This is a genomic window from Pseudomonas sp. B5(2017), from assembly GCF_002112825.1.
In the GTDB taxonomy this organism is placed as follows: Bacteria; Pseudomonadota; Gammaproteobacteria; order Pseudomonadales; family Pseudomonadaceae; genus Aquipseudomonas; species Aquipseudomonas putida_Z.
In genome coordinates this window covers 42684-60935 of sequence record NZ_NEIR01000002.1, presented here as the reverse complement: position 1 = coordinate 60935, position 18252 = coordinate 42684, and the positions used below count along the sequence as shown (strand labels likewise).

13 protein-coding genes are annotated in these 18252 nt (G+C 63.2%); 8 read left to right on the top strand and 5 right to left on the bottom strand.

Annotated elements, in window-relative coordinates; all coding sequences use genetic code 11:
• The first annotated feature begins 177 nt into the window (after positions 1 to 177).
• The 7 genes from betI to trxC all read left to right on the top strand — a co-directional run bounded on the left by betI (position 178) and on the right by trxC (position 11703).
• Positions 178 to 834 carry a transcriptional regulator BetI gene (gene betI / locus CAG00_RS03060; RefSeq protein WP_003259891.1) on the top strand — a complete coding sequence of 219 codons (657 nt, stop codon included), beginning with the start codon at positions 178 to 180 and terminating at the stop codon, positions 832 to 834.
• A gap of 39 nt (positions 835 to 873) precedes the next feature.
• Positions 874 to 2346 (top strand): betaine-aldehyde dehydrogenase, encoded by a 1473-nt coding sequence (gene betB, locus CAG00_RS03055; RefSeq protein ID WP_025340943.1) that lies wholly within the window; start codon positions 874 to 876, stop codon positions 2344 to 2346.
• Positions 2347 to 2424: 78 nt separating this feature from the next.
• The gene (gene betA / locus CAG00_RS03050; RefSeq protein WP_085587752.1) at positions 2425 to 4122 is read left to right on the top strand and encodes a choline dehydrogenase; all 1698 of its coding nucleotides are present in this window, start codon (positions 2425 to 2427) and stop codon (positions 4120 to 4122) included.
• Between the two features lie 264 nt (positions 4123 to 4386).
• Entirely contained in the window at positions 4387 to 6129 is a 1743-nt protein-coding gene (locus CAG00_RS03045) for a potassium/proton antiporter (RefSeq protein ID WP_013974590.1), read from the top strand.
• A 35-nt stretch (positions 6130 to 6164) separates the two neighbouring features.
• The gene (gene mscK / locus CAG00_RS03040) at positions 6165 to 9500 is read left to right on the top strand and encodes a mechanosensitive channel MscK (RefSeq protein ID WP_085663475.1); all 3336 of its coding nucleotides are present in this window, start codon (positions 6165 to 6167) and stop codon (positions 9498 to 9500) included.
• Positions 9501 to 9680: 180 nt separating this feature from the next.
• Entirely contained in the window at positions 9681 to 11141 is a 1461-nt protein-coding gene (gene selO, locus CAG00_RS03035) for a protein adenylyltransferase SelO (protein ID WP_023660966.1), read from the top strand.
• A 127-nt stretch (positions 11142 to 11268) separates the two neighbouring features.
• The gene (gene trxC / locus CAG00_RS03030) at positions 11269 to 11703 is read left to right on the top strand and encodes a thioredoxin TrxC (RefSeq protein ID WP_085663474.1); all 435 of its coding nucleotides are present in this window, start codon (positions 11269 to 11271) and stop codon (positions 11701 to 11703) included.
• Here trxC and CAG00_RS03025 read toward each other — a convergent pair.
• Together CAG00_RS03025 and CAG00_RS03020 are read right to left on the bottom strand one after the other, a co-directional pair.
• Positions 11700 to 12473, bottom strand: coding sequence for a ParA family protein (locus tag CAG00_RS03025; protein WP_025340949.1), 774 nt, complete (start codon positions 12471 to 12473; stop codon positions 11700 to 11702). The two genes, trxC and CAG00_RS03025, sit on opposite strands and share 4 nt — an antisense overlap.
• Positions 12474 to 12638: 165 nt before the next feature.
• A complete protein-coding gene (locus CAG00_RS03020) occupies positions 12639 to 13550 on the bottom strand; it encodes a LysR family transcriptional regulator (RefSeq protein WP_085663473.1) in 912 nt (303 codons plus the stop codon).
• 166 nt (positions 13551 to 13716) lie between these two features.
• Here CAG00_RS03020 and CAG00_RS03015 point away from each other — a divergent pair, with 166 nt between their 5' ends.
• Positions 13717 to 14904 (top strand): MFS transporter, encoded by a 1188-nt coding sequence (locus CAG00_RS03015; RefSeq protein WP_256578952.1) that lies wholly within the window; start codon positions 13717 to 13719, stop codon positions 14902 to 14904.
• Between the two features lie 100 nt (positions 14905 to 15004).
• Here the strand turns inward: CAG00_RS03015 and CAG00_RS03010 are convergent, their stop codons facing one another.
• From CAG00_RS03010 to CAG00_RS03000, 3 genes are all read right to left on the bottom strand, one after another.
• Positions 15005 to 15352 carry a NirD/YgiW/YdeI family stress tolerance protein gene (locus CAG00_RS03010; RefSeq protein ID WP_039612521.1) on the bottom strand — a complete coding sequence of 116 codons (348 nt, stop codon included), beginning with the start codon at positions 15350 to 15352 and terminating at the stop codon, positions 15005 to 15007.
• A 116-nt stretch (positions 15353 to 15468) separates the two neighbouring features.
• Positions 15469 to 16533, bottom strand: a complete 1065-nt coding sequence (gene hemE, locus CAG00_RS03005; RefSeq protein ID WP_025340953.1) for a uroporphyrinogen decarboxylase — start codon at positions 16531 to 16533, stop codon at positions 15469 to 15471.
• A 237-nt stretch (positions 16534 to 16770) separates the two neighbouring features.
• On the bottom strand, positions 16771 to 18189 hold the full coding sequence (locus CAG00_RS03000) for an FAD-dependent oxidoreductase (RefSeq protein WP_013974599.1): 1419 nt from the start codon (positions 18187 to 18189) through the stop codon (positions 16771 to 16773).
• Positions 18190 to 18252: the final 63 nt, after the last annotated feature.

The window sequence follows — 18252 nt, the reverse complement described above, 5'->3', positions numbered from 1 at the left end:
TACGCGATTTCCTGGGGTGTCAATCCGTGCCTTCTCGACCGCCTTAAAAACTGTCAATGGCACAAATTGTCGCAGAGCTTATTCTTTATTGATTGAACGTTCAATCAAAACAAAATAGACTGGCCTTCGCCGAGTCAGCCGCCCGTCGTCTGCTCGCAGGCCTGAGGAGAACGCAAGATGCCCAAGGTCGGTATGCAACCCATCCGCCGCCAGCAGTTGATCGAAGCCACGTTGCAGGCGGTCGATCAGGTCGGACTGGGTGACGCCAGCATTGCGCTGATTGCCCGTTTGGCCGGTGTGTCGAACGGCATCATCAGTCACTACTTTCGGGACAAGAACGGCCTGATAGCAGCGACGATGGGTTACATCATGAACATGCTCAACGAAGGTGTCAGAGCACGTCGCCAGGCCCTGACGGACGACAGCCCGCGCGCCCACCTGAAAGTGATCATCGAGGGCAACTTCGATGCCAGCCAGGTAAACGGCCCGGCGATGAAAACCTGGTTGGCCTTCTGGGCTTCCAGCATGCACCAGCCCGATTTGCACAGGTTGCAGCGGATCAACGACCACCGCTTGTATTCCAACCTGTGCTGCCAGTTCCGCCGCGCGCTGCCGCTCTACCATGCGCGCAAGGCAGCCCGCGGCCTGGCAGCTTTGATCGACGGCTTGTGGCTGCGTGGCGCCCTGTCGGGTGATGCATTCGACACCGACCAGGCGATACGGATTGCTTACGAATACATGGATCTACAACTGGCTAAACAGCACACCCTGGGTACAAACGACCAGGCCGCTGAACAACCGCGCACGGCCCTTGCCAACCCAGCAGGAGCGTGACGCGCAAGCCAAACCACACACTGCACTTGCGAGGACACTATGGCCCGTTTCGGAACGCAAAAACTCTACATTGATGGCGCTTACGTCGACGCTGGCAGCGATGCCACCTTCGAAGCCATCAACCCGGCTACCGGCGAAGTCCTCGCCCACGTGCAACGTGCCACCGAGGCTGACGTCGAGAAGGCCGTCGAAAGCGCCGAGCGAGGCCAGAAGGTCTGGGCCGCGATGACCGCCATGCAGCGTTCGCGCATCCTGCGCCGCGCCGTCGAGATCCTGCGCGAGCGCAACGACGAGCTGGCCATGCTGGAAACTCTGGACACCGGCAAGTCGTACTCGGAAACCCGCTACGTCGACATCGTCACCGGCGCCGACGTGCTGGAGTATTACGCTGGCCTGGTTCCGGCCATCGAAGGCGAGCAGATCCCGCTGCGTGAATCGTCCTTCGTCTACACCCGCCGCGAGCCGCTGGGCGTGACCGCCGGTATCGGTGCCTGGAACTACCCGATCCAGATCGCCCTGTGGAAATCCGCCCCGGCCCTGGCCGCCGGCAACGCGATGATCTTCAAGCCGTCGGAAGTCACCTCGCTGACCACCCTGAAACTGGCCGAGATCTACACCGAAGCCGGCTTGCCGAACGGCGTGTTCAACGTCCTGACCGGCAGCGGCCGTGAAGTCGGCACCTGGCTGACCGAACACCCACGCATCGAAAAAGTCTCCTTCACCGGCGGCACCACCACCGGCAAGAAGGTTATGGCCAGCGCCTCGAGCTCGTCGCTCAAGGAAGTCACCATGGAGCTGGGCGGCAAGTCGCCACTGATCATCTGCGCCGACGCCGACCTGGACAAGGCCGCCGACATCGCCATGATGGCCAACTTCTACAGCTCGGGTCAGGTGTGCACCAACGGCACCCGCGTGTTCATCCCGGCTGAAATGAAAGCTGCCTTCGAGGCCAAGATCGTCGAGCGCGTTGCCCGCATCCGCGCTGGCAACCCGGAAGACGAAAACACCAACTTCGGCCCGCTGGTCAGCTTCCAGCACATGGAAAGCGTGCTTGGCTACATCGCCAAGGGCAAGGAAGAAGGTGCCCGCGTGCTGTGCGGTGGCGAGCGTCTGACCGCCGGTGATTTCGCCAAGGGTGCGTTCGTGGCCCCGACCGTGTTCACCGACTGCACCGACGACATGACCATCGTCAAGGAAGAGATCTTCGGCCCGGTGATGAGCATCCTCACCTACGAAACCGAAGAAGAAGTCATCCGTCGTGCCAACGACACCGAGTACGGCCTGGCCGCCGGTGTCTGCACCAACGACATCACCCGCGCCCACCGCATCATCCACAAGCTGGAAGCCGGTATCTGCTGGATCAACGCCTGGGGCGAATCGCCGGCCGAAATGCCGGTCGGTGGCTACAAGCAGTCGGGCGTCGGCCGTGAGAACGGCGTCAGCTCGCTGGCTCAATACACTCGCATCAAGTCGGTCCAGGTCGAGCTGGGCGGCTACAACTCGGTCTTCTAAGGCCCTGTCCAGCCACGCCCGTGCCTCTGCGCACGGGCGCTCCCGCTCCCTGATCACCGCCAACACGAGGGTACTTTCATGTCCCAAGAATTCGATTACATCATCGTCGGTGCCGGCTCGGCCGGTAACACCCTGGCGACCCGCCTGACCGAAGACGCCGGCGTCACCGTACTGCTGCTGGAAGCCGGTGGCCCCGACTACCGCTTCGACTTCCGCACCCAGATGCCGGCCGCCCTGGCCTTCCCGCTGCAGGGCCGCCGCTACAACTGGGCCTACGAGACCGACCCGGAGCCGTACATGGACGGCCGCCGCATGGAATGTGGCCGCGGCAAGGGCCTGGGCGGCTCGTCGCTGATCAACGGCATGTGCTACATCCGCGGTAACGCCATGGACTTCGACGGCTGGGCAGAACTGCCAGGCCTGGAAGACTGGACATACCTGGACTGCCTGCCGTACTTCCGTAAAGCCGAAACCCGCGACATCGGCCCGAACGACTACCACGGTGGCGAAGGCCCGGTCAGCGTTGCCACGCCAAAGGCTGGCAATAACCCGCTGTTCCACGCCATGGTCGAAGCCGGCGTGCAGGCCGGTTACCCGCGCACCGAAGACCTGAATGGCTACCAGCAGGAAGGCTTCGGCCCGATGGACCGTACGGTGACCAAAAACGGCCGCCGCTCCAGCACCGCCCGTGGCTACCTGGACCAGGCCAAGAAGCGCCCGAACCTGACCATCGTCACCCACGCCCTGACTGACCGCGTGCTGTTCGACGGCAAGCGCGCCATCGGCGTGACCTACCTGGTCGGCGACAGCGAAGAACGCGTTGAAGCCCGCGCCCGCAAGGAAGTGATCGTCAGCTCCGGCGCCATCGCTTCGCCGCAGCTGCTGCAGCGCTCCGGCGTCGGCCCGCGCGCCCTGCTGGAAAGCCTCGACATCCCGGTTGTGCACGACCTGCCGGGCGTCGGCGAAAACCTGCAGGACCACCTGGAACTGTACCTGCAGTACGCCTGCACCCAACCGGTGTCGCTGTACCCGTCGCTGCTGTGGTGGAACCAGCCGGCCATTGGTGCCGAGTGGATGTTCAACGGCACCGGCATCGGCGCCAGCAACCAGTTCGAGGCCGGTGGTTTCATTCGTACCCGCCCTGAATTCAAATGGCCGAACATTCAATACCACTTCCTGCCGGTGGCCATTAACTACAACGGCTCCAACGGCGTGAAGGAACACGGCTTCCAGGCGCACATGGGTTCCATGCGCTCGCCTGCTCGCGGCCGCATCCAGGCCAAGTCGAAGGACCCGCGCCAACACCCGAGCATCCTGTTCAACTACATGTCCACTGAGCAGGACTGGCAGGAATTCCGTGACGGCATCCGCCTGACCCGCGAAATCATGGCCCAGCCGGCACTGGACCCGTACCGTGGCCGTGAGATCAGCCCGGGCGCGCACGTGCAGACCGATGAAGAGCTGGACAAGTTCATCCGCGAGCACGCCGAAACCGCCTTCCACCCGTCCTGCTCGTGCAAGATGGGCACCGACGACATGGCGGTGGTCGACGGCGAAGGCCGCGTGCATGGCATGAAGGGCCTGCGCGTGGTCGATGCGTCGATCATGCCGCTGATCATCACCGGCAACCTCAACGCCACCACGATCATGATCGCCGAGAAAATCTCGGACAAGATCCGTGGCCGCAAGCCGCTGCCGCGCAGCACCGCCAAGTACTACGTGGCGGGCGACGCACCGGTGAAGGGCAAGCCGATGCGTGAAGTCAAGCAGGCGTAAACTGCACCGGCCCTTTCGCGGGCATGCCCGCTCCCACAGGACTCTCACAGAACTTGAGATTTGTGATTCACCTGTGGGAGCGGGCGCGCCCGCGAAGAGGCCCACCCAGGCAACACCCGAAAAGGCACCCACCGCGGTGCCTTTTTTTCATCTGCAGAAACGCTTTACAGCCTGCCAATTCATCAGGTTAGAATCATTTGGCACGCGACCTGCTAGCGTCATGCTATCAAGTCCCCTCCCCCGCGGTCCCCGGAGTACCTGCCTTTGGATGCAAGCACCATCAACAGCCTGTTCCTGATCGGCGCATTGCTGGTGGGCGCAAGTATCCTGGTCAGTTCGCTGTCGTCGCGCCTGGGCATCCCTATCCTGGTCATCATCCTTGCGGTCGGCATGATCGCCGGCGTCGATGGTGGCGGCATCATCTTCAACAACTATCCGACCGCCTACCTGGTGGGCAACCTGGCTCTGGCCGTGATCCTGCTCGACGGTGGCCTGCGCACACGGGTGGCGAGCTTCCGCGTGGCGCTGTGGCCGGCGCTGTCGCTGGCCACCATCGGCGTAATGATCACCACCGCCCTCACGGGCCTGGTCGCCGCCTGGCTGTTCGACCTGAGCCTGATCCAGGGCCTGCTCATCGGCGCCATCGTCGGTTCCACCGACGCTGCGGCGGTGTTCTCGCTGCTCGGCGGCAAAGGCCTGAACGAGCGGGTCACGGCCACCCTGGAGATCGAGTCGGGTAGCAACGACCCGATGGCAGTTTTCCTCACCGTCACCCTGATCGACATGATCGCCAGCGGCCAGACCGGCCTGCACTGGAGCCTGCTCACCCACCTGCTGCGCGAATTCGGCATCGGCGGGCTGGTGGGCCTGGGCGGCGGCTGGCTGATGCTGCAACTGGTCAACCGCATCAAGCTGGCTGGCGGCCTGTACCCAATCCTGGTGATCGCTGGCGGCCTGGTGGTGTTCTCGCTGACCAACGCCCTGCACGGCAGCGGATTCCTTGCCGTGTACCTGTGCGGCCTGGTGCTGGGCAACAAGCCCATCCGCAGCCGCCACGGCATCCTGCACATGCTCGACGGCATGGCGTGGCTGGCGCAGATCGGCATGTTCCTGGTGCTGGGGCTGCTGGTCACGCCCCATGACCTGCTGCCCATCGCCCTGCCGGCGCTGGGCCTGGCGCTGTGGATGATCCTGGTAGCGCGCCCGCTGTCGGTGGTCGCCAGCCTGTTGCCGTTCAAGGCCTTCCACGGCCGTGAAAAGGCCTTCATTTCCTGGGTCGGCCTGCGCGGTGCGGTACCGATCATCCTCGCGGTGTTCCCGCTGATGGCCGGCCTGCCGGACGCCCAGCTGTTCTTCAACCTGGCCTTCTTCATCGTGCTGGTGTCGCTGCTGGTGCAAGGCACCAGCCTGCCGTGGATGGCCAAGCTGCTGAAAGTGACGGTACCGCCAGACCCGGCGCCGATCTCCCGTTCGGCGCTGGAAGTGCACATCACCAGCGAGTGGGAAATGTTCGTCTACCGCCTGGGTGCCGAAAAATGGTGCATCGGCGCCGCCCTGCGCGAGCTGAAGATGCCCGAAGGCACGCGAATCGCCGCGCTGTTCCGGGGCGAGCAACTGCTGCACCCGTCCGGCAGTACGGTACTGGAAGTAGGCGACATGCTCTGCGTGATCGGCCACGAGCACAACCTGCCGGCCCTGGGCAAGCTGTTCAGCCAGGCACCACAACGTGGCCTCGACCTGCGTTTCTTCGGCGACTTCGTGCTCGAAGGCGATGCCGAACTGGGTGCGGTGGCAGCGTTGTACGGCCTGAAACTCGACGGCCTGGACGCGAAAATGCCACTGGCCCAGTTCATCCGACAGAAGGTCGGAGGCGCTCCAGTAGTAGGTGACCAGGTCGAATGGCATGGCACGATCTGGACCGTGGCCACCATGGACGGGAACAAGATTCAGAAAGTAGGCGTCAGATTCCCCGAAGGAACGCGACCCGGACCAGGATTGTTCCTCTAAACTTCGTTTCTGCCGGATCCACAAGTAGTCTGCCTATGTCCCTGCGCGTGTACCTCCGCACAGCCCTGCTCGGGCTGTGCCTGTCTCTCTCGTTCGCCGCTGGTGCGGCCGAGCTTCCCACCACGACCAGCATCCAGAGCAGCCTGAACAAGATTTCCCAGCCCAAGGGTGCCGAGGCCGACCCCAAGGCTGCGCAACAGACACCGGAGCAGAAGGCCCAGCAACAGGTGCTGGAACAGACCTTGGCACTGCTGCTCAGCAAGGAAGACAGCGAAAAGAAGCTTGAGGCACTCAAGCAGCAATTGGCTGACGCGCCCAAGGAAACCGCCGACAGCCAGCGCGAGCTGATCAAGCTCAAGGCCAGCAAACCACTGCCGGTGGCCCAACGCTACGCCACCCTGAACGTGCCACAGCTGGAGCAGATGCTCAGCGAGCGCAGTACGCAACAAGGCGAACTGCAAAAGGCACTGTCGGATGCCAACAGCCTGATCATCAACTCGCAGACCCGCCCAGAGCGGGCTCAGGCAGAAATCAGCAACAACCAGACACGTACCCAGCAGATCAACCTCAGCCTCAAGAGCGGCAAGGAGAACGGCAAGCCACTCAACAGCGACCAACGCAACAAGCTCAATGCCGAGCTGGCGTCGCTAAATGCCCTGACCTCGTTGCGCCGCCAGGAACTGGCTGGCAACGGCCTGCTGCAGGACCTGGGCAATGCCCGTCACGACCTGCTGATCGAGCGCGCCACACGAATGGAGCAGGAAATCCAGGACCTGCAATCGCTGATCAACGAAAAGCGCCTGGCCCAGTCGCAGCAGGCGGTCACCCAGCAATCGATCGAAGCGCAGAAAGCCGGCGGCAGCACCCTGCTGGCCAACGAAAGCGCTGCCAACCTGAAACTGTCCGACTACCTGCTCAAGAGCACCGACCGCCTCAACGAGCTGACCCAGCAGAACCTGCGCAGCAAGCAGCAGCTGGACAGCCTGACCCAGGCCGACCAGGCCTTGGACGAACAGATCAGCGTGCTCAAGGGCAGCCTGCTGCTGTCCAAGATCCTCTACAAGCAGAAGCAGGCCCTGCCGCACCTGAAAGTCGACCGCGACCTGGCTGACCAGATCGCCGATATCCGTCTTTACCAGTTCGAAGTGAACCAGCAACGCGAGCAGATGAGCAGCCCCGCCGCGTACGTCGACAACCTGCTGCTCGGCCAACCGCAGGAGCAGGTTACCCCTCAGCTGCGCAAGGCGCTGCTGGAGGTGATGATTACCCGCGTCGACCTGCTCGAACGCCTCAGCCGGGAGCTGTCGGCACTGCTCAACGAATCGATCACCCTGCAGCTCAACCAGAAGCAGCTGCTCGGCACCGCCCAGGGCTTGCGCACCACGCTCGAAGAGCAGATGTTCTGGATTCCCAGCAACAAGCCACTGGACTGGGAATGGCTGAGCCTGGTGCCGGCACGCTTCGCCGACCAGGTAGCCAGCCTGCCCTGGGGTTCGGGCCTCAAGGAATTGGCCGATGGGCTGGGCCAGCGACCGCTGCTGTTCCTGCCCTTGCTGCTGGTGATCGGCGCCCTGCTGTGGCGGCGCAAGTACCTGTACCAACGGCTGGGCAAGGTGCATCAGGACATCGGCCACTTCCGCCGTGACAGCCAGTGGCACACGCCACAGGCGATCCTCATCAACATCCTGCTGGCGATGCCGGTCAGCCTGGGCCTGGCCCTGTGCAGCTACGCCCTGCAGATCGACGCCCGCGGGCAGAATGCCAACCTCGGCGCCGCCCTCTGGCAACTGGCCCAGGCCTGGCTGGTGTTCTACACCGCCTACCGCATCCTAGCCCCGGGCGGCGTGGCGGAAATCCACTTCCGCTGGCACAAGCCGCAGGTCGAGTTCCTGCGCGGCTGGGTGCGCCGCCTGGGCACCGTGGTACTGGCACTGGTCGGCGTGGTGGCAGTGGCCGAACATCAGCCTTCGGCGCTGGCCGATGATGTGCTGGGTATCGGCGTGGTGCTGACCTGCTACGCACTGATGGCCTGGCTACTCAGCCGCCTGCTGCTCAGCAGCCCGGCGCACCGCGACACCTCGCTGTTCCGCAAGGCCGTAGGTGTGGCCTTCACCGCCCTGCCCATCGCCCTGTTCGTGGCCGTGTGCTTCGGCTACTACTACACCGCACTGAAACTTACCGACCGGCTGATCTACACCCTTTACCTGCTGCTGTTCTGGCTGGTGATCGAAGCCGCGTTCGTGCGGGGCCTGTCGGTGGCAGCACGGCGCCTGGCCTACCAGCGCGCGCTGAGCAAGCGGGCGGCGGCCAAGGAAGGGCTGGATGGCGAAGTCATCACCGAAGAACCAACGCTGGACATCGAACAGGTCAACCAGCAGTCGCTGCGCCTGATCCGCCTGGCCCTGCTCGGCGGCTTCATCGCCGGCCTGTACTGGGTGTGGTCGGACCTGATTTCGGTGTTCGCCTACCTCAACAATTTCACCCTGTACGAGTACTCCAGCGGCACCGGTGCCACCGCCAGCATGGTGCCGATCAGCCTGGGCGACTTCCTCGGTGCGCTGGTCATCATCGGCATCACCTTCGCGCTAGGACGGAACTTGCCCGGTCTGCTCGAAGTACTGGTGCTGTCGCGGCTCAACCTGGCCCAGGGCAGTGCGTATGCCACTACTACCTTGCTGTCCTATGTCATCGTCGGCGTCGGTATCGTCAGCACCCTGTCGACCCTCGGGGTCAGCTGGGACAAGCTGCAATGGCTGGTGGCCGCGCTGTCGGTGGGCCTGGGCTTCGGCATGCAGGAAATCTTCGCCAACTTCATTTCCGGCATCATGATCCTGTTCGAGCGCCCGGTGCGGATTGGCGACACCATTACCATCGGCAACCTGTCGGGCACGGTGAGCAAGATCCGCATCCGCGCCACCACAATCACCGACTTCGACCGCAAGGACATCATCGTCCCCAACAAGACCTTCATCACCGGTCAGCTGATCAACTGGTCGCTGACCGACACGGTCACCCGGGTAACGCTGAAGCTGGGCATCGACTATGGCTCCGACCTGGACCTGGTCCGCGACCTGCTGCTCAAGGGGGCCCACGAAAACCCGCGCGTGCTCAAGGACCCGGAGCCGATCGTGTACTTCCTCAACTTCGGTGAGAGCTCGCTGGACCACGAGCTGCGCATGCACGTACGCGACCTGGGCGACCGCAACCCGACGCTGGACGAGATCAACCGCTACATCAACCGCGAGTTCAAGGCCCACAACATCAAGATCTCGGTGCGACAGGTCGAGGTGTTTCTGATGGATCCGAAGGGCGGCAAACAGCAGCTGATTCCGGTGGAGCAGCCGAAACCGGATGGCACTGCTTCGGCCTGAGTGGGCTCTAATACTTTATTCTGTGCAGAATCCCTGCGAGGGCTTCGCCCTCGTTCGCGGGCGCGCCCGCTCCCACAAGGGCCGCGCCGCTCTCAGGCACTGCGCAATACCTGTGGGAGCGGGCTTGCCCGCGAAGGGCCGCAAAGCGGCCCCAGTCCATCAATTTCTGGAGCCGGCCCCGTGAAAGCCCTCGACCAACTCACCTTCGACAATCGCTTCGCCCGCCTGGGCGACGCGTTCTCCACCCAGGTCCTGCCCGAACCCATCGCAGACCCACGCCTGGTGGTAGCGAGCGAGTCGGCCATGGCGCTGCTCGACCTCGACCCAGCCCAGGCAGACCTGCCGGTTTTCGCCGAGCTGTTCAGCGGCCACAAGCTATGGGAAGAGGCCGACCCGCGGGCGATGGTCTATTCCGGCCATCAGTTCGGCTCCTACAACCCACGCCTGGGTGATGGCCGCGGCCTGCTGCTGGCCGAAGTGCTGAATGACCAGGGCGAGCACTGGGACCTGCACCTCAAGGGTGCCGGCCAGACGCCCTACTCGCGCATGGGCGACGGCCGCGCCGTGCTGCGTTCCTCGATCCGCGAGTTCCTCGCCTCCGAGGCCCTGCACGCCCTGGGCATTCCCAGCAGCCGGGCACTGTGCGTGATCGGCTCGAGCACCCCGGTTTGGCGCGAAACCCGCGAAAGTGCGGCAATGCTCACCCGCCTGGCGCAAAGCCATGTGCGCTTCGGGCATTTCGAATACTTCTACTACACCAGGCAACCAGAACAGCAGCGGGTGCTAATCGACCATGTGCTGGAGCAGCACTATCCGGAATGCCGCGACGCCGAACAGCCCTACCTGGCCATGTTCCGCACCATCGTCGAACGCAATGCCGAACTGATCGCCCGCTGGCAAGCCTATGGTTTCTGCCACGGGGTAATGAACACCGACAACATGTCGATCCTCGGCATCACCTTCGACTTCGGCCCGTATGCCTTCCTCGACGACTTCGACGCCAACTTCATCTGCAACCACTCCGACGACCGTGGCCGCTACAGCTACGCCAACCAGGTACCGATCGCCCACTGGAACCTCAGTGCGCTGGCCCAGGCGCTGACCACGGTGATCGAAGTCGAACCGCTCAAGGAGGCGCTGGGCCTGTTCCTGCCGCTGTACCAGGCACACTACCTGGACCTGATGCGCCGCCGCCTGGGCCTGACCACCGCGGAAGAGGACGACATGGCGTTGGTCGAGCGCCTGTTGCAGCGCATGCAGAGCGGTGGTGTGGACTACAACCTGTTCTTCCGCAAGCTGGGCGATCAGCCCGTGGCCGAGGCGCTGAAGGTGGTGCGTGACGACTTCATCGACCTGGCCGGTTTCGATGCCTGGGGGGCGGACTACCTGGCCCGTTGCGAGCGCGAAGCGGATAATGTCGAAGGACGGCGTGAGCGCATGCATGCGGTGAACCCGCTGTATGTGCTGCGCAACTACCTGGCACAGAAAGCTATCGAAGCGGCCGAAGCGGGGGACTACAGTGAAGTGCGACAGCTGCATCAGGTGTTGAGCAAACCGTTCGAGGAGCAGGCCGGGATGCAGGGCTATGCCGAACGCCCGCCGGAATGGGGCAAGCACCTGGAAATCAGCTGCTCATCATGAATCCTAGGGCCGCTGCGCGGCCCATCGCGACACAAGGCCGCTCCTACAAGGGTACGCGGACTCCTGTAGGAGCGGCCTTGTGTCGCGATGGGCTGCAAAGCAGCCCCAAAAACCTCAAGGAAACGACATGTCCGACCCACTGATAATCCCCTGCCCCCACTGCAACGGCCTCAACCGCCTGCCCGCCGAGCGCCTGGGCGACGCGCCGAAATGCGGCCGCTGCAAACAGGACGTGCTGCTGAGCACCCCCTTCGAACTCACCGAAGCCAGCTACGCCAGCCAGATCAAAGGCGACCTACCACTGCTGGTCGACATCTGGGCCGACTGGTGCGGCCCGTGCAAATCCTTCGCCCCCACCTTCGAACAGGCCGCCCAGCAACTGGCCGGCCGCTGCCGCCTGGCCAAGCTCGACAGCGAAGCCAACCGCAACCTGGCAGGGCAACTGGGCATCCGCTCGATCCCCAGCCTGCTGCTGTTCAAGAATGGCCGTGAAGTCAGCCGTCAGGCCGGGGCGTTTCCACTCCAGTCGTTGCTGGAGTGGTTGCGTAGCCAGGGGGTCTAAGCGTTCTCTTCGAGCAGCGAATGCAACTCGACAAACTGCTGGGTCAGCTTGTGCCTGGGCTCCAGGTGAATCAGCGGAAGGCTGGCATGGTGCGACTCACGCATCTTCACCGAGCTGCCCAGGTACACCGGTAGCACCGGGAGCCCTTCGGCCAGCAGCTCGTCGAGCATCTGCTGTGGCAGGCTGGCGCGGGACTGGAACTGGTTGACCACGATGCCTTCGACCACCAGGTCTTCGTTGTGGTCTTCCTTGAGTTCTTCGATCTCGGCCAGCAGGCCATACAGGGCCTGGCGCGAGAAGCTGTCGCAGTCGAAAGGAATCAGCACGCGATCGGCGGCGATCAGTGCGGAAACCGCATAGAAGTTCAGCGCTGGCGGGGTATCGATGTAAATGCGCTCGTAGTCCTCGTCCAGTTCGTCGAGCAACTTACGCAGCTTGTTGATCTTGTGCTTCGCCTCAAGCTTCGGCTGCAGATCGGCCAGCTCGGCCGTGGCGGTGACCACGTGCAGATTGTCGAACGGGGTTTCGTAGATATCGACCTGGTTCTTCTTGCTGAACGGCCCGCTGGACAGGCTTTGCTTGAAGAAGTCGGCGATGCCCATGGGGATATCGTCGCCGGTCAGGCCAGTCAGGTACTGGGTCGAGTTGGCCTGGGCATCCAGGTCGATCAGCAGGGTCCGATAACCTTCGCTGGCGCTCACCGCCGCTAGGTTGCAAGCGATGCTCGACTTGCCCACACCACCTTTCTGATTGAACACCACGCGCCGCATGATTGACCTCCGTGTATCAACGAATGCCCGAGTATGTGGCGCCGCTGCGGCAATGACCAGTGCCATTTGCCCGGAGCAACAGCCTTGTGCTGCCTGTCCTGGCCCTATCGCCGGCAAGCCAAGCGCGTCCCCTGTGGGAGCTGGCTTGCCGGCGATAGGGCCCGATCAGGCAACTACACTGCCCCCGCCAGCCACCTGCCCTGTGAGCAACTCGGCAAATGCCCGTGCCATCGCCGACCCACCATGCTCGCGCTGCACCAACCACACCGCCGACATCGCCCCTTCATCCAGCAGCGTGCGATAGACCACCCCCTCGATGCGCATACGCTGGAACGACGCCGGCAGCACCGACACCCCAAGCCCTGCCGATACCAGCCCGATGATGGTCATCGCCTCCCCCGCCTCCTGGGCAAAATGCGGGCTGAAACCCGCCTGGCGCGCCAGGCTCAGCAACTGTGCGTGCAACCCGCTGCCATAGCTGCGCGGGAAGAACACGAACGGCTCATTGGCCAGGGCGGTCATGTGCACGCCATGCTCCGTGCCCTCGGCCAATGGATGCGAGGCATTGATCACTGCCACCAGCGGCTCGCGAAACAACTCGGTGGCCACCAGCCCTTCCGGCAGCGGCATTGGCCGCATCAGCCCGACCTCGATGGACTCGTCGAACACCCCTTCTGCCACGTCGCGACTGCTCATTTCCTTGAGGTTCAGGTGCACCGCCGGGAAGCGCTGGCGAAACGCGTGGATGGCCTTGGGGATCTTCGAGGTGAACGGTGCCGAGGAGGTAAAGCCGATCTTCATCTCCCCCAGCTCCCCCAACTGCGCACGCCGGGCGACATCGGCGGCCTTTTCCACCTGCGCCAGCACCTGGCGGGCTTCCTCGAGGAACAACCGCCCCGCCTCGCTCAGCTCGACCCGACGATTGGTACGCTCGAACAGCCGGGCCCCCAGCTCCTGCTCCAGCGCCTGGATCTGCTGACTCAAGGGTGGCTGCGAAATGCCCAGCTGCTGGGCGGCGCGGCCAAAATGCAGCTCTTCGGCCACGGCGATGAAGTAACGCAGATGGCGCAGTTCCATGATCAGCTCCAAACAGGTCGTACAACGTCTCAAATAGGTCGAACAATATATTGGATCTAATCATTAGCCAGCTATATGCTTTTTTTCATTGCGCCAGAGGTACCCGCCCGTGAAAACTGCTGTAGCTCCCCTTCCCGCCGAGCCAGAACCTGCCCCGCTGAACGAAATGTGGATCGAAAAAGGCACCCCCGCCTTCATGAAGACCGTGCTGGCGCTATTCAGCGGCGGCTTCGCCACCTTCGCCCTGCTGTACTGCGTGCAGCCGATGATGCCGTTGCTGTCGAAGGAATTTGCCATCAATGCGGCGCAGAGCAGCCTGGTGCTGTCGGTCTCCACAGCCATGCTGGCGTTCGGCCTGCTGATCACCGGCCCTATCTCCGACCGCATCGGGCGCAAGCCGGTGATGGTGTTTGCCCTGGTCTGCGCCGCCCTTTCCACCCTGGCCAGCGCGGTGATGCCGAGCTGGGAGCTGGTACTGGCCACCCGCGCCCTGGTCGGCCTGTCGCTGAGCGGCCTGGCGGCGGTGGCGATGACCTACCTGAGCGAAGAGATCCACCCGCAGCACATCGGCCTGGCCATGGGCCTGTACATCGGCGGCAACGCCATTGGCGGCATGAGCGGGCGCCTGATCACCGGCGTGCTGATCGACTTCGTCAGCTGGCACACGGCGATGCTGACCATCGGCGGCCTGGCCCTGGTGGCGGCGCTGGTGTTTTGGAAGGTGCTGCCCGAGTCGCGCAATTTCCGCTCGCAGGCGATGAACCCACGCAGCCTGCTGGATGGCTTCGTCATGCACTTCAGGGATGCCGGCCTGCCCTGGCTGTTCCTCGAAGCCTTCCTGCTGATGGGCGCCTTCGTCACCCTGTTCAACTACATCGGCTACCGCCTGCTGGCCGAGCCCTATCACATGAACCAGGCGCTGGTCGGCTTGCTGTCAGTGGTGTACCTGTCTGGCATCTACAGCTCGGCACAGGTCGGCGCACTGGCGGATAAACTGGGCCGGCGCAAGGTGTTCTGGGCCAGTATCGTGGTGATGGCGGGCGGTTTGCTGATGACCCTGGCCAGCCCGCTGGTGATGGTGATCCTCGGTATGCTGGTGTTCACCTTCGGCTTTTTTGGCGCGCACTCGGTGGCCAGCAGCTGGATCGGCCGCAGGGCATTGAAGGCCAAGGGACAGGCGTCGTCGCTGTACCTGTTCAGCTATTACGCCGGGTCGAGTGTGGCCGGTACGGCGGGCGGGGTGTTCTGGCACCAGTGGGGCTGGAATGGCATCGGGCTGTTCATTGGCAGCCTGCTGGCGGTGGCGTTGCTGGTGGCGCTGCACCTGAGCAAGTTGCCACCGAAATCGGGCTGAACCCCATCGCGACACAAGGCCGCTCCTACAGCAGAACGCAATTTCCTGTAGGAGCGGCCTTGTGTCGCGATGGGCTGCAAAGCAGCCCCAAAATCTCGGATCAGTTGATGATCTCGACCATATCCACATCCACCTCCCGGCTCATCAGGTGCTTCTCCACCTCACCGGTCAGCTTTACCTTTGTCTTGTCGTTGAACGGCGTCGGCGGCAGGTCTTCATCATCGATTTCCACGGTGATGGTGCCGGTGTTGTCCTTGAACTCGTACTTGTCGTCGTTGTTGATCTTCTTGGTCACGAAGCCCTGCAGCACCACTGGGGTGTCGTCGGCAGCATCGTTGGCCGCAGCTACGGTGGTGACCGACTGGGCGCCGGGGCCGGTGTAACCGGCAGCCAGGGCGGCAGTGCTGAACAAGGGGGCGAGGATCAACGCAAGATAACGTGCTTTCATGAGGAACAGGTCCTGTTTCGGTTTCGATGGGACCAGATTAACGACGATCGCTGAATTAAAACTTAATGCAACAAAAAGCCCGGCACATGGCCGGGCTTTCGTGTTCAGAGATCAATTCACTGATGGTATTGCGCCGACAGCTCATGTACGGCGTTGATGAACACGCCAGCGTGCTCCGGGTCGACTTCCGGTGTGATGCCATGGCCCAGGTTGAACACGTGGCCCGTGCCGTGGCCATAGCTGGCCAGGATGCGCGCCACTTCCTTGCGGATAGCTTCGGGCTTGGCGTACAGCACGGTCGGGTCCATGTTGCCCTGCAGCGCAACCTTGTCACCCACGCGGCGGCGGGCATCGCCGATCTCGCAGGTCCAGTCCAGGCCCAGCGCGTCGGCGCCGGCTTCAGCGATGCTTTCCAGCCACAGGCCGCCGTTCTTGGTGAACAGGATCACCGGCACCTTGCGCCCCTCGTGCTCGCGGATCAGCCCGCTGACGATCTTGCGCATGTAGGCCAGGGAGAACTCCTGGTAAGCCGCCGCCGACAGGTTGCCGCCCCAGGTGTCGAAAATCTGCACGGCCTGGGCACCAGCGAGGATCTGGCCGTTGAGGTAGCTGGTGACCGACTGGGCCAGCTTGTCCAGCAGCAGGTGCAGGGCCTGCGGGTTGTCGTAGGCCATGGCCTTAGTCTTGCGGAAGTCCTTCGACGAGCCGCCTTCGACCATGTAGGTGGCCAGGGTCCACGGGCTGCCGGAGAAGCCGATCAGCGGCACGCGGCCGTTGAGCTCACGGCGGATGGTGCTGACCGCGTCCATCACGTAGCCAAGGTCTTTCTGCGGGTCGGGGATCGGCAGCGCTTCGATGTCGGCCGGGGTGCTGATGACCTTCTTGAAGCGCGGGCCTTCGCCGCTTTCGAAGTACAGGCCCAGGCCCATGGCATCCGGGATGGTGAGAATGTCCGAGAACAGGATCGCCGCATCCAGCGGGTAGCGGTCCAGCGGCTGCAAGGTGACCTCGCAGGCGAACTGCGGGTTCATGCACAGGCTCATGAAGTCACCGGCCTTGGCGCGGCTGGCGCGGTACTCCGGCAGGTAGCGGCCGGCCTGGCGCATCATCCACACCGGGGTGACGTCTACGGGTTGCTTGAGCAGTGCACGCAGGAAACGATCGTTCTTCAGGGCAGTCATGTCGGCATCCGGAAAAATAGTGCGGGCATTTTCTCAGACGCCAGCGCAAAAGGCACGGTCAAGGCCATGCGTTTTGTCTATTGGATGCCATGGATCAAGGATTTTTGTATACAAAAATGCCTTTGGGGGCTGCTTTGCAGCCCATCGCGACACAAGGCCGCTCCTACAGGAAGTACGCGATCCCCTGTAGGAGCAGCCTTGTGTCGCGATGGGCCGCAAAGCGGCCCCGACAATCGATCAGACTTCCAGGTAGTCCAGGATACCCTCAGCAGCAGTACGCCCTTCGAAGATAGCCGTCACCACCAGGTCCGACCCACGCACCATGTCGCCACCGGCAAACACTTTCGGGTTGCTGGTCTGGTGCTTGAACTTGCCCTTCTCCGGTGCCACCACGCGGCCCTGGCTGTCCAGCTGGATGCCATGCTGCTCGAACCACGGCGCCGGGCTTGGGCGGAAGCCGAAGGCGATGACCACGGCATCGGCCGGCAGGATCTCTTCGGACCCCGGGATCGGCTCCGGGCTGCGGCGGCCACGGGCATCCGGCTCGCCGAGACGAGTCTCGACCACCTTCACGCCTTCGACCTTGTCCTCGCCGACAATGGCGATAGGCTGGCGGTTGTAAAGGAACTTCACGCCCTCTTCCTTGGCGTTTTTCACCTCACGACGCGAACCCGGCATGTTGGCCTCGTCACGGCGATAGGCGCAGGTCACCGACTTGGCGCCCTGGCGGATCGAGGTGCGGTTGCAGTCCATCGCGGTGTCACCACCGCCCAGTACCACCACCTTCTTGCCCTGCATGTCGACGAAGTCTTCCGGCGACTTCTCGAAGCCCAGGTTGCGGTTGACGTTGGCGATCAGGAAGTCCAGCGCGTCATGCACGCCCGGCAGGTCCTCGCCCGGGAAGCCGCCCTTCATGTAGGTGTAGGTACCCATGCCCATGAACACCGCGTCGTACTCGGCGAGCAGTTGCTCCATGGTCACGTCCTTGCCCACCTCGGTGTTCAGGCGGAACTCGATGCCCATGCCGGTGAACACTTCACGGCGGTTGCTGAGCACGGTCTTTTCCAGCTTGAACTCGGGAATACCGAAGGTCAGCAGGCCGCCGATTTCCGGGTTGCGGTCGAACACCACCGGGGTCACGCCGGCACGCACCAGCACGTCGGCACAGCCCAGGCCGGCCGGGCCGGCACCGATGATGGCGACGCGCTTGCCGGTTGGCTTGACCTTGGACATGTCCGGGCGCCAACCCATGGCGAAGGCGGTGTCGGTGATGTACTTCTCCACCGAGCCGATGGTCACCGCACCGAAGCCGTCGTTCAGGGTGCAGGCACCCTCGCACAGGCGGTCCTGCGGGCATACGCGGCCGCACACTTCCGGCAGGGTGTTGGTCTGGTGCGACAGTTCCGCCGCGGCCAGGATGTTGCCTTCGGAGACCAGCTTCAACCAGTTGGGGATGAAGTTGTGTACCGGGCACTTCCATTCGCAATACGGGTTACCGCAGCCCAGGCAGCGGTGCGCCTGCTCCACGGACTGCTGCGGCTTGAACGGCTCGTAGATTTCCACGAACTCCTTCTTGCGCTGGCGCAGCAGCTTTTTCTTCGGGTCCTTGCGGCCCACTTCGATGAACTGGAAGTCGTTGTTCAGACGTTCAGCCATTTTTCAAAACCTCTTTACCGCAGTTGCCAGCCTCAGGCTGCAAGCTGCAAGACGATCACTTGA